Consider the following 11,574-nt stretch of genomic DNA (forward strand, 5'->3'; position numbering starts at 1 on the left):
TTAGTTAGTGTTAGATTTAGATTAAAATTTAATTGGAGGAATCTGAATGACAACTGAAACAGCAATTTTTGCCGGCGGGTGCTTTTGGTGTATGGTCAAGCCATTTGACAGCCAGCCAGGGATTACTAGCGTGGTTTCTGGGTTTACTGGCGGTCATGTTGAAAATCCAACCTATGAACAAGTGAAAGCCCATACGACTGGCCATACCGAGGCGGTTAAAATCACTTTTGATCCGACTAAAATCAGTTATGCCGATTTAGTAGAAATTTATTGGCACCAGACGGACCCAACTGATGCGATGGGGCAGTTCCAAGATCGCGGTGATAATTATCGACCGGTGATTTTTGTGCAGAATGCGCAGCAACGACAAATTGCCGAAGCATCGAAAGCAAAGCTACAGGCCTCCGCATTGTTTGATCAGCCGATTGTGACTAAGATTGAGGACGTCCAGCCGTTTTATCCAGCGACTGCGGAACATCAACGTTTTTATAAAAATAATCCCGTCGTCTTTGCGGCGCAAGAAGCTGGTGGACGGGCGGACTTTATTGAAAATCACTGGGCCAATACCCCTAAAGTCGATTAATCTCTGTGAAATTTATGAGAAGCGTGAGACTTTCAAGTGAAAGTCGATTTTGCCTGCTGAACGCAGTTTCTAATGGTACAATAGCCAAGGATTAAAAACGTAAAGGAGCGCACGAAAATGGACGATTTTCAGCAGTTGACGAAGCGTCATCGCGATGTGTTTAAGGCTTCGACCGCGTTTATTTATGCGATCTTAGTGTCTGTCGCCATGAACTTCTTCTGGACGCCCGGCCATATTTATTCGTCAGGGATCACGGGGTTAGCCCAATTGATTAATAGCTTGATGGCGAAGTTTATGCCCGTTCAGCTTTCAACCGCGTTATTGCTATTCTTATTAAATGTGCCAATGTTTGTGATTGCTTGGCGATCAATTGGTCACCGTTTTACCGTTTATACGTTCTTGGCGGTTGCTTTATCAAGTATCATGATTAAGATTGTTGCGCCCGAGACCTTAACGCACGATCCCATTATTTGTGCGATTTTTGGTGGGGCGGTTAATGGTTTTGGGACTGGGACGGCGTTAAAAAATGGCATTTCAACTGGTGGCTTAGACATCATTGGACTGGTCTTGCGGCGCAAAACGGGTCGGAGTATTGGGACCATCAATATGGCCTTTAATGCCATTATTGTCTTAGCAGCTGGGTTTGTTTATGGCTGGCCCTATGCCTTTTATTCAGCGTTAGGGTTGTTGGTTAATGGTCGGGTCATCGATATGACATATACTCGGCAACAAAAGATGCAGGTGATGATTATTACTAGTCGGCCGAATACCGTGATTGATAGTGTTCAAAATCGGATTCGTCGTGGGGTGACCATCGTGCATAATGCTGAAGGGGCTTATCGCCATGATGACAAGACGATTTTATTTACGGTCATTACGCGTTATGAAATGTCTGAATTAACGGCCGCGATGGCGGAATCTGATCCGCATGCCTTTGTTAGTATTTCAGATACTGTTAAAATTCTGGGTCATTTTTATGAACCAGACCCGTAAATTAAGAGTGGTTAGTTGGTTAAGACCAGCTAGCCGCTTTTTTGACTGAATCTTAAGCTTTTGCGCGTAGCCAGAAGCTGGGCAATGAAGTATGCTATAATTACTGAGTATAATTTGCGGAATGGAAGGGCTAACGTTTGAAGAAGACGATTTACATGTGGCTGGTGTCATTGATGTCCTGGTTGACCCATTGGCACACCACCACGCAAGTCATTTATTTAATGAGTTTTGCGGATAACTTGACGTTTATTAAGCAGTTGCAGGCCCGTTTGGGATCTCAATTGACGATTTACTACTTACCGGCGGCTACTAGTGGTGCTCGGGACTTAGAAGTTGCAGGGATTCAAGTGGTCCCATTTCAGGATTCGCTTCAGTTTGCCGTAACTGGTGTTCCCGTCATCACACGAGCAGCAACGGTGTATTGCGACAACTATTATGCGTTTGTTGGTGGGCTAACGAGTCGGCCAACGCAACGGATTGTGCAGGTTTGGCATGCGGCGGGAGCGATTAAAGCGTTTGGTTGGGGCGACCCGCAGACCCATCAACGTTCAGCGGCTGATCAGCACCGTTTTCAGCGGGTCTATGACCATTTTACAGATTATGTCGTCGGCGCGGCGAAGATGGGTGACGTCTTTGCGACGAGTTATCGCGCTGATCCACAGCGGATGCGCGTACTAGGGTATCCGCGTTCGGATCGGTATCAAGATTCAGCTTGGATTGCGCAGACCCGGTCAGCTATTTATGCGGCGCATCCAGATTGGCAGCATAAACAGATTATCTTGTATGCCCCAACTTACCGTGAGGGCGTGACTTTTAGCTTGCCAGCTGATTTTGGTCAATTGCAATTAGCGGCTGACCAAGTCTTAGTCCTCAAGTTGCATCCGCACTTACAAGCGCAGACGGCGCAACTATTAGCACATTATCCGAACTTGTTGACGACAGCTGACGACTTTAGTACTGACGATTTATTAACGGTCACGGACACCTTGATCAGTGATTATTCATCCGTGATTTTTGACTATGCCCTCTTGCCAAATTGTCAAAAAATGGTATTCTATGTTTTTGACTGGCAAACTTACCAACAGCGCGTTGGGTTGCAGGCTGATTTTCGTGCCTGGGCACCAGGACCGTTAGTAACGACGGTCGCTGCTTTGAATCAAGCGTTGGCGCAACCGGCCACCGCGACGGCGGCACAATTAGCCGCATTTAACCACTTATGGAATGCCCATAATGATGGTCAGGCTGGGACTCGCACGGTTGCTTATTTTCATCAAAAATAACCATTATTAGAATTAAGAGATAGGAAGTGGCTGAGCCTTGAAAGAGGTCGTAACGATTATTAAAGAGCAATTCCAAAATTGGGGAATTATTTGGCGGATCTCAAATTATGAAGATCAAGCCAGTTATCAAAACCATTATTTGGGATTAGCTTGGGAATATTTATATCCGTTGATTCAAATTGGGATTTACTGGATTGTCTTTAGCGGTGGGTTTAAAAAGGGTAGTAATCTAGATGGGGTCTCCTATTTAATGTGGATGGTCATCGGGATTACCCCATGGTTCTTTATGAACCGTGCCGTCTTAGATGGGTCCAAAGCGATTTATCAACGGGTCGGGATGGTCTCGAAGATGAAGTTTCCAGTTTCCGTGCTACCTTCAATTCGAATTGTGGGTAACTTAAATTCATTTTGGACCATGCTGGTCTTTTCGATCGCGTTAGGCTTCTTTAATGGCATCTATCCCGCTATCGCTTGGTTACAATGGATTTACTATTTCTTTGCGATGATGTGCCTAATGTTTGCATTGAGTACGTTCAATTCCACGGTTTCGGTATTAGTACGTGATTGGCAGATTTTACTACAATCCATGATGCGGATGTTGTTTTATTTATCCGGTGTCCTATTTAACTTTCAAACGACTGGTTTTCCAGCCCCGTTTGTCCGGATCTTAGAGTTAAATCCATTTTGGTACATTATTTCTGGTTTCCGGAACTCAATGTTCCACCAGAGTGCGGATACCTACATGTGGAGTCGACCATTGTTAACCCTGATCTTCTGGGGCTTTGTCCTATTAGTCTTATTGGTTGGCTCACACTTACATTATAAATTCCGATCACGATTTGTTGATTTGATTTAAAAAAGGAGCAGCTTTAATGGCTAGACTTAAACACCGTTTAATGACTGCGATTAAGATTCTCATTCGAGGTGGACTCATCGTGTTGAACGATGGGTTCATTTTATTACCCGTTAAAAAATACAGCTTCGTCTTTGAGAGTTTTAATGGCAATGATATTAATGATAATCCTATGGCCTTATATCAGGCTTTGCTGGCACAACATCCAGAATATGCGGATCGTTGCTATTTTAATGTGAAACCACGTCAATATGCGGCTTTAAAAGCGCGTTATCCTGAGATACAATTATTGAAACGTTTTCATTTCAAATGGATCTGGGTCATGGCGCGGGCAGACTTTTGGATTTTTAACGCCCGATTACCACGTTGGTGGCATAAGAACAGTGGGACCACTTACGTGCAAACTTGGCACGGAACGCCATTAAAACATTTAGGTGTGGATATTGACGCGGTAGAAATTCCTGGTACTGACACGCAAACTTATCATCAGAAGTTTATTGATGAGGCTAAACGTTGGGACTACTTGATTGCCCCCAATCAATATTCTCATGATATTTTTGCGCATGCATTCGGATTTAATCAGCAATGGCTGGATACGGGGTATCCTCGCAATGATCGTTTGTATCATACAACTGCTTCGGAAACGGCCCAATTAAAGCAGCAATTAGTCGGGCGGGCAGATGCTCAGGTAATCTTGTATGCCCCAACTTGGCGAGATGATGACTTTCAATATGTGGGTCGGTATAATTTTAAGTTACCGTTTGATCTTGGAACTTTCTTCCAGCATGTTTCTGCGACGACCATCTTAGTGCTACGTCCGCATTATTTAGTGAAGGATCAGATTGATATTACGGGCTTTGAAGACCGGGTCAAAATTTTGGCAGAAACGGACATCACTAATTTATACTTAATTAGTGATTTGATGATTACAGATTATTCTTCCGTCATGTTTGATTATGCCAATCTCAAACGACCGCAACTGTTTTATGCCTATGATCTGGAACATTATCGTGATCAATTACGTGGCTTTTACTTTGATTACGAAAGTGAATTGCCAGGGCCGTTAGTGACAGATGCAGCGGCATTGTATGCAGCGTTGGACCGTTATACGGCGGGACAATGGCAGCCAACCGCGGCGGCACCTGATTTTTATGAGCAGTTCTGTGGCTGGGAAGATGGTCGAGCGAGTCAAAAGGTACTCCAACAAATTGGAATTGAGGCGACACAAGATGCTTAGATTAGGATCGCATGTATCAATGAAAGCACCAGATATGTTACTCGGGTCTGCAAATGAAGCAGTTAGCTATGGTGCTAATACGTTTATGATTTATACAGGGGCACCCCAAAACACCCGCCGTAAGCCGATTGATGAGTTGAATATTGCAGCTGGCCAAAAGGTGATGGCAGCGCACGATTTACAACAAATCGTGGTCCATGCGCCATATATTGTGAATCTGGGTAATACTAAAAAAACGGGTTATTTTGAGTTTGCAACGGACTTTTTGTATCATGAAATTGAACGTGCTGAAGCCGTTGGGGCCACTCAGCTGACGCTCCACCCAGGGGCCCATGTTGGCGCTGGTGCTGAAGCTGCGATTGCTCAGATTATTAAGGGCTTGAATACGGTCATTCGGCCTGATCAAAAGATTCAGATTGCGATTGAGACGATGGCCGGTAAAGGAACCGAAGTCGGTCGGACGTTTGAAGAAATTGCGGCGATGATTGCTGGAGTGACTTATAATGAGAAGTTGTCGGTCACCTTTGATACTTGTCATACCAGTGATGCCGGTTATGCCATTAAAGATGACTTCGATGGTGTTTTGAATGAGTTTGATCACGTGATTGGTTTGGATCGGTTAAAGGTCATTCACTTGAATGATTCTAAGAATCCCCAAGGGGCCCATAAAGATCGGCATACGAATATTGGGATGGGAACGATTGGTTTTGAGGCCTTAAATGCCGTTGCCCATCATCCACAGTTAACTGAAATCAGTAAAATTTTAGAGACGCCCTACGTTGGGCCAGATAAGAAACATCAATTACCACCGTATAAATACGAGATTGCCATGTTAAGAGCGGGTCAATTTAACCCTAATTTGATTCGTGATATTGAACAACAAGTTTAAGCGCCAAAAAAAGCGGCTTAGGAAAAAATCCTAAGTCGCTTTTTTAATTGAGTTAACGATTAGGTTCGTTGTAACCGAGACTTTCCGTAATGAGGGTGGCAGTTTCTTCAATTGACTTGTTAGCCACGTTGATAACGAGGCAGCCAATCTTTTTGAAAATCGTATCCGCATAAGCGAGTTCAGCTTTGATTTTATCAGTATTGGAATAAACCGTATCTGGGTTTAGTCCATATTGAATCATCCGTTCGCGGCGAATCGTATTGAGCTGTTCCGGATCATTGGTTAAGCCAAAGATCTTCTTCGGGTCAACTTGCCAGATTTCGTCGGGAATTTGAGCCTTAGGAACTAAGGGTAAGTTAGCGACCTTTAAGTTACGGTTGGCTAGGTAGAGTGACAACGGCGTCTTCGAAGTCCGTGAGACTCCTAATAAGACGACGTCGGCATCCAAAAAGCCAGCGGGGTTCTTACCATCGTCATAAGTCACGGCAAATTCAATGGCGTTGATCCGATCAAAGTAATTGGTATTTAAATCATGCATTTTACCTGGCTTGTTGACAGGCTGCCGGTGGGTGATGCCAGAAAATAAATCCAACGTTGGAGTCATGACATCATTATAAGGTAAGTCATGAGCTTGACAAAAATCGTTCACGCTCTTACTTAACTTACGATCAACAAAGGTGTGGTAGACGATTGCTTGGTCTTTTAAAGCTTGTGCGAGTACCGTTTGCAGTAGCGATTCGGTTCGGACGAAAGGAAACCGTTGATAAGTGATATCTAAATCGCCAAATTGAGCGGCCCCGGCTTGGGCGACCGCGTGGGCCGTTTCGCCAACTGAATCAGATAAAATAAAAATTTTAATGGCTTGCATGATTAAACCCTCATTTCCGTATCAATAATGACTCTAGTGTAGCATAGCCAAGGGTTTATGAAAACGATTTATTGTGGGTAAAGCCAGCCATTTTGAAATATTTTGCATTAATCTTTAAACTTTTGTTGACGTGGTTTTTCTATTTATGTATAATTTACTAGAACAGTTGTATTATGTAAGTATGCATAATTTGACGGTTACTTTTCAAGCTCGGAGGGAGGGAATTTTAAATGGCAAAAACAGTCGTTCGTAAAAACGAATCTCTTGATGATGCTCTTCGTCGCTTTAAACGTACCGTTTCAAAAAGTGGTACTTTACAAGAATACCGCAAACGGTAATTTTACGAAAAACCAAGTGTGAAGAAAAAGTTAAAATCAGAAGCTGCTCGTAAGCGTAAGAACCGTCGTCGTTTCAAGTAATCAACATCTTGTTGATTTTAATTGAATCGAAGGAGGATATCCAATGAGTCTAGTTGATACACTCAATGGTGATCTTAAAGCTGCGATGAAAGCTCGCGATAAGCAAAGCCTTAGCGTGTTGCGGATGCTGAAGTCTGCGTTAATGAATGAAAAGATTAATGCAGGTCATGATTTAACGGCCGAAGAAGAAGTGAGCGTGTTATCACGTGAATTGAAACAACGGCGCGAATCACTTGAGGAATTCCAAAGCGCGAATCGTCAGGATCTAGTTGATGGGGTTAAAGCTGAAATTACCCTTGTTGAATCATATATGCCCAAGCAGTTGTCTGACGAAGAAGTCAAACAAGTGGTTGCAGCAACGATTGAACAAGTCGGTGCCACCGGTAAAGGTGACTTCGGTAAAGTAATGGGTGCGGTAATGCCAAAACTTAAAGGTCAGGCGGATGGCAAGCTTATCAACCAAACAGTTAAATCATTATTGAATTAACGGTTAGTCAGGGAAGTTTTTCCCTGGCTTTTTTTGTGTCGTCAAGCTAGTCGACCAAGCGTTCGTGAAGCTGGTCGTGGCCAGGCTTTTATGCTATGATTAGTTAACACCAAACCCGCTTTTAAGCGTTGACATTGTGCGTCACGTCGCGGGTGCCATTGGCTTTCAATGGCTAATAAATCTGTCAATAAAGGAGTCCATGTTTTTGACCGAAAACTCAAAATATGAACAAAAATTTCTCATCGCTGATCCTAGTCAATCGGTAGCTTTACTCGGTCCGGAAGATCAGTATTTAGCGATGTTAGAAGATGGGCTGCACGTTAGCCTCCATGTTTTTGGCGATCAAGTGACCATTAGTGGGGATGACGAGGAAGCCGTTCATAAAACCCAAGCTGTGTTTAAGAATTTAACGAGTTTAATTAAACAGAATATTCAAATCGGTGCCCCCGATGTGATCAGTGCGATTAAGATGGTCAATCGCGGTACTTTAGACTATTTTCAAGATTTATATGCGGAAACGCTTATTAAAGATAATCGTGGTCGGCCGGTCCGCGTGAAGAACTTTGGTCAACGTCAATATGTGCAAGCCGTCGCCAAGAGTGACATTACGTTTGGGATTGGACCAGCTGGGACTGGGAAGACCTATCTTGCAGTTGTCATGGCAATTGCGGCTTTAAAGCGCGGTGATGTTGAAAAGATTATTGTCACGCGGCCAGCCGTTGAAGCTGGTGAAAGCTTAGGCTTCTTGCCAGGTGATTTGAAGGAAAAGGTTGACCCTTATTTGCGGCCAATCTATGATGCCTTGTATGAGATTTATGGCGCTGAACATACCCAACGATTAATGGATCGTGGTGTGATTGAAATTGCGCCACTAGCTTATATGCGTGGACGGACGTTAGATCATGCCTTTGTCATCTTAGATGAAGCGCAAAATACGACGAACGCGCAAATGAAAATGTTCCTCACTCGGTTAGGCTTTGATGCCAAGATGATCGTCAATGGTGATATCTCACAGATTGATTTACCGCGTAATACGACGAGTGGCTTGATTCAAGCGGAACATATCTTAAATCACATTAGTAATATTTCGTTTGTCAACTTTACGGCCGATGATGTGGTTCGTAATCCGGTGGTTGCGAAGATTATTACGGCATATGAAGCTGGCGAAAAGCACTAAACGGAGGCAGTTATGGACTTAGAATTATATGATCAAACGGCCGCCGGTGCTGCAGCAGCTGATTTACAATTGATCCGGGATCTGATTGCGGCAGCGGGGCAAGAATTGAAGCTTCGTGATGATACCGAAGTTTCAGTAACATTAATGAACAATGATGAGATTCAAAAAATTAATGAGCAGTACCGGGGCGTTGACCGGCCCACCGACGTGATTAGTTTTGCCATGCATGATGATGACGCCGATGATGTGATTGTGATGGACCCAGAGATGGCCGCAGAAATGCCGTTAAACTTAGGGGATATCATGATTTCAGTTGATAAGGTTGACGAACAAGCCCAATTCTTACAACACTCGCGTGAACGGGAGTTAGGTTATTTAGTCGTCCATGGCTTTTTGCACTTGAACGGCTACGACCACCTGCAACCAGCGGATGAAAAAGAAATGTTCGGGTTACAAAGGAAGATTTTAGATGACTATGGACTCGCAAAATAAATCAAATAAACCACAAATCGAAAAGAACCATTCATTTTGGCAGTCTTGGCAACATGCTTGGTCCGGTTTGAAAACGGTGGTTAAAGAAGAGCGCAATATGCAGACCCACCTTGTTTTGGGGGCAGTGGCGTTACTAGCCGGCTGGTACTTCCAATTGACAACGAGTGAATGGTTATGGTTGTGCTTGGCCATCTTTATGGTGATGCTTTGTGAGATCAATAATACGATTGCGGAGAATATTTGTGATCTGGTAACCGGACCACATTATCATCCGTTAGCCAAAAAGGTTAAAGATATAGCTGCTGGCGCCGTTGTATTTGCAGCGGCATTTGCGGTACTAGTTGGGTTGATCTTATTCGTACCTAAAATCTGGCAGTTTGTGTTAACAAGGTAGTAGAAAGGGAATAAATTATGGCAAATACAGAGTTTCATTCCGGCTTCGTAGCAATTATCGGTCGGCCCAACGTTGGTAAATCCACGTTGTTGAACCGCATTGTGGGTCAAAAAGTGGCCATTATGTCCGATAAGGCCCAAACGACCCGTAACCGGATTCAAGGAATTTATACCACTAAAGACACGCAAATGGTCTTTATCGATACACCTGGGATTCATAAACCACACAGTCGCTTAGGTGATTTTATGGTGAAGTCGGCCTTGTCAACGTTAGGTGAAGTTGATGCAGTACTCTTTATGATCAACGCGGACGAACGACGTGGTGCAGGGGATAATTTCATTATTGATCGGCTCAAGTCCGTTAACAAACCGATCTATCTGGTTATTAATAAGATTGATCAGATTCATCCTGATCGGTTGTTAGAAATCATGGATCAATATAAAGATGCGATTTCGTGGGCTGACGTTTATCCAATCTCAGCTTTGGAAGGCAATAATGTTGATGAATTGGTCGCAACTTTGAAGTCGAAGTTACCAGCAGGACCACAATATTATCCCGCTGATCAAATTACGGATCATCCAGAACGTTTCATTATTTCTGAATTGATTCGTGAAAAGGTCTTAGACTTAACGCGGCAAGAAGTGCCCCATTCAACTGCTGTGGTGATTGATTCGATTAAACGACAAGATGAAGAAAAGATTCATATTCAAGCGACGATTATTATTGAACGGTCGTCACAAAAAGGGATTATCATTGGTAAGGGCGGCAGTATGTTAAAACGGATCGGGTCAATGGCTCGCCGGGATATTGAACGTTTACTTGGTGATAAAGTTTACTTGGAATTATGGGTCAAAGTGCAAGAAAACTGGAAAGATCGGGAAAATCTGTTAGCTAGCTATGGCTATCGGCAAGATGATTATTAGAATCGTTAGGTGATTAAATGGCCCAACAAACGATCACTAACTTTAACGGTATTTTATTGTATCGGCGCGATTATCGTGAACGGGACATGCTGATTAAATTTTTGACCGCTGAATATGGCAAAAAAATGTTTTTTATTCGTGGCGCCCGTCGTCGTGGGTTTAAAATGGCAGCGGAATTATTGCCATTTACGATGGGTGAGTACGTTGGCGACTTACGTGATCAGGGCTTGTCTTACATTAATAGTGTCAAATCAGTACAGTATTTTGAACAGATTAGTCAAGACATTGAGCTGAATGCCTATGCAACGTATATCATGAATCTGATTGATGTGGCTTATCCGGATAATCAACCGGTAGGCCGCTGGTACCAACAGATTACCAGTGCGTTGCAGCTGATTGATCAACAAGTCGCACCAGCGCTGGTTGCTAACGTGATTGAGATTCAATTACTAGGCGCGTTCGGGGTCGCCCCGGAACTGCGCTGGTGTGCCGTGTGTGGTCGACAGGACTTACCGTTAGATTACTCGGAAAGTTATGGGGGCCTGTTGTGTCAACAACATTGGCACCTAGATCCACATCGTTTACATGCAAGTCAGGCGGCTATCTTTTACTTGCGGAAGTTCTCAGTATTGAACTTAAGTCAAGTGCATTCGATGACTGTTAAGAAGACGACAGCGCAACAGTTACGGCGGATTTTAGATGAAATCTATGATAATTCAGTGGGGTTACATCTAAAGTCTAAACGCTTTATCGATCAGATGGGGAGTTGGTATCAACCATTAAAACCCCGGCAGACCGATGATGATTGACAAACTAGTAACAGTCGGCTATGATGATGAAGAACTGAATAGTTAAGTGTTGATGAGAGAAAATGATAAGTTGTGGTATCCAGTGAGGCCTAGTGAGTGAGAAATGGTCAGAAGCGATTTATGATTGGCGCTCTCGGAGCTTTGAAGATTAATTAAGCTGCTGAGGTTAC

Annotated in this window: 13 protein-coding genes and 1 pseudogene; 13 read left to right on the plus strand and 1 reads right to left on the minus strand. The window is 43.6% G+C overall.

The features are described 5' to 3' along the window. Positions 1-46 precede the first annotated feature (46 nt). The 6 genes from msrA (at position 47) to FFM77_RS01845 (ending at position 5,835) form a co-directional block, all read left to right on the plus strand. Positions 47-583 (plus strand): peptide-methionine (S)-S-oxide reductase MsrA, encoded by a 537-nt coding sequence (gene msrA / locus FFM77_RS01820; RefSeq protein ID WP_137634046.1) that lies wholly within the window; start codon positions 47-49, stop codon positions 581-583. Positions 584-700: 117 nt separating this feature from the next. Further along, positions 701-1,576 carry a YitT family protein gene (locus tag FFM77_RS01825; protein ID WP_137634047.1) on the plus strand — a complete coding sequence of 292 codons (876 nt, stop codon included), beginning with the start codon at positions 701-703 and terminating at the stop codon, positions 1,574-1,576. Between the two features lie 137 nt (positions 1,577-1,713). Further along, positions 1,714-2,856: a CDP-glycerol glycerophosphotransferase family protein gene (locus FFM77_RS01830; RefSeq protein WP_223876752.1), complete on the plus strand. Its 1,143-nt coding sequence runs from the start codon at positions 1,714-1,716 to the stop codon at positions 2,854-2,856. A gap of 37 nt (positions 2,857-2,893) precedes the next feature. After that, on the plus strand, positions 2,894-3,712 hold the full coding sequence (locus FFM77_RS01835) for an ABC transporter permease (protein ID WP_137634048.1): 819 nt from the start codon (positions 2,894-2,896) through the stop codon (positions 3,710-3,712). A gap of 16 nt (positions 3,713-3,728) precedes the next feature. After that, positions 3,729-4,946, plus strand: coding sequence for a CDP-glycerol glycerophosphotransferase family protein (locus FFM77_RS01840; protein WP_137634049.1), 1,218 nt, complete (start codon positions 3,729-3,731; stop codon positions 4,944-4,946). Further along, positions 4,939-5,835, plus strand: a complete 897-nt coding sequence (locus FFM77_RS01845) for a deoxyribonuclease IV (RefSeq protein ID WP_137634050.1) — start codon at positions 4,939-4,941, stop codon at positions 5,833-5,835. The genes FFM77_RS01840 and FFM77_RS01845 overlap by 8 nt, the downstream gene beginning before the upstream one ends. Before the next feature lie 52 nt (positions 5,836-5,887). Here the strand turns inward: FFM77_RS01845 and FFM77_RS01850 are convergent, their stop codons facing one another. Then, positions 5,888-6,703 (minus strand): pyruvate, water dikinase regulatory protein, encoded by an 816-nt coding sequence (locus FFM77_RS01850; RefSeq protein WP_137634051.1) that lies wholly within the window; start codon positions 6,701-6,703, stop codon positions 5,888-5,890. A 230-nt stretch (positions 6,704-6,933) separates the two neighbouring features. Between FFM77_RS01850 and rpsU the strand changes: the two are divergent. The 7 genes and pseudogenes from rpsU (at position 6,934) to recO (ending at position 11,404) form a co-directional block, all read left to right on the plus strand. After that, positions 6,934-7,122: pseudogene (gene rpsU, locus FFM77_RS01855) on the plus strand (30S ribosomal protein S21). A gap of 43 nt (positions 7,123-7,165) precedes the next feature. Continuing rightward, on the plus strand, positions 7,166-7,609 hold the full coding sequence (locus tag FFM77_RS01860; protein WP_137634052.1) for a GatB/YqeY domain-containing protein: 444 nt from the start codon (positions 7,166-7,168) through the stop codon (positions 7,607-7,609). 199 nt (positions 7,610-7,808) lie between these two features. Continuing rightward, positions 7,809-8,786 carry a PhoH family protein gene (locus FFM77_RS01865; RefSeq protein WP_137634053.1) on the plus strand — a complete coding sequence of 326 codons (978 nt, stop codon included), beginning with the start codon at positions 7,809-7,811 and terminating at the stop codon, positions 8,784-8,786. 12 nt (positions 8,787-8,798) lie between these two features. Continuing rightward, on the plus strand, positions 8,799-9,278 hold the full coding sequence (gene ybeY, locus FFM77_RS01870) for an rRNA maturation RNase YbeY (protein WP_137634054.1): 480 nt from the start codon (positions 8,799-8,801) through the stop codon (positions 9,276-9,278). After that, positions 9,262-9,672 carry a diacylglycerol kinase family protein gene (locus FFM77_RS01875; protein ID WP_137634104.1) on the plus strand — a complete coding sequence of 137 codons (411 nt, stop codon included), beginning with the start codon at positions 9,262-9,264 and terminating at the stop codon, positions 9,670-9,672. The genes ybeY and FFM77_RS01875 overlap by 17 nt, the downstream gene beginning before the upstream one ends. Positions 9,673-9,689: 17 nt before the next feature. Next, on the plus strand, positions 9,690-10,595 hold the full coding sequence (era, locus tag FFM77_RS01880) for a GTPase Era (protein WP_137634055.1): 906 nt from the start codon (positions 9,690-9,692) through the stop codon (positions 10,593-10,595). 17 nt (positions 10,596-10,612) lie between these two features. Further along, the gene (gene recO / locus FFM77_RS01885) at positions 10,613-11,404 is read left to right on the plus strand and encodes a DNA repair protein RecO (protein ID WP_137634056.1); all 792 of its coding nucleotides are present in this window, start codon (positions 10,613-10,615) and stop codon (positions 11,402-11,404) included. The last annotated feature ends 170 nt before the right edge of the window (positions 11,405-11,574 follow it).

Origin of the sequence: Lactiplantibacillus songbeiensis, assembly GCF_005405125.1 — a bacterium.
GTDB lineage: Bacteria > Bacillota > Bacilli > Lactobacillales > Lactobacillaceae > Lactiplantibacillus > Lactiplantibacillus songbeiensis.

What these genes read in the sequence shown, in the direction of transcription:
- FFM77_RS01845 (WP_137634050.1), top strand. Translation starts at nt 4,939, where the DNA reads ATGCTTAGATTAGGATCGCATGTATCAATGAAAGCACCAGATATGTTA.
- ybeY (WP_137634054.1), top strand. Translation starts at nt 8,799, where the DNA reads ATGGACTTAGAATTATATGATCAAACGGCCGCCGGTGCTGCAGCAGCT.
- FFM77_RS01825 (WP_137634047.1), top strand. Translation starts at nt 701, where the DNA reads ATGGACGATTTTCAGCAGTTGACGAAGCGTCATCGCGATGTGTTTAAG.
- FFM77_RS01865 (WP_137634053.1), top strand. Translation starts at nt 7,809, where the DNA reads ATGTTTTTGACCGAAAACTCAAAATATGAACAAAAATTTCTCATCGCT.
- era (WP_137634055.1), top strand. Translation starts at nt 9,690, where the DNA reads ATGGCAAATACAGAGTTTCATTCCGGCTTCGTAGCAATTATCGGTCGG.
- FFM77_RS01850 (WP_137634051.1), bottom strand. Translation starts at nt 6,703, where the DNA reads ATGCAAGCCATTAAAATTTTTATTTTATCTGATTCAGTTGGCGAAACG.
- FFM77_RS01860 (WP_137634052.1), top strand. Translation starts at nt 7,166, where the DNA reads ATGAGTCTAGTTGATACACTCAATGGTGATCTTAAAGCTGCGATGAAA.
- FFM77_RS01840 (WP_137634049.1), top strand. Translation starts at nt 3,729, where the DNA reads ATGGCTAGACTTAAACACCGTTTAATGACTGCGATTAAGATTCTCATT.
- msrA (WP_137634046.1), top strand. Translation starts at nt 47, where the DNA reads ATGACAACTGAAACAGCAATTTTTGCCGGCGGGTGCTTTTGGTGTATG.
- FFM77_RS01875 (WP_137634104.1), top strand. Translation starts at nt 9,262, where the DNA reads ATGGACTCGCAAAATAAATCAAATAAACCACAAATCGAAAAGAACCAT.
- recO (WP_137634056.1), top strand. Translation starts at nt 10,613, where the DNA reads ATGGCCCAACAAACGATCACTAACTTTAACGGTATTTTATTGTATCGG.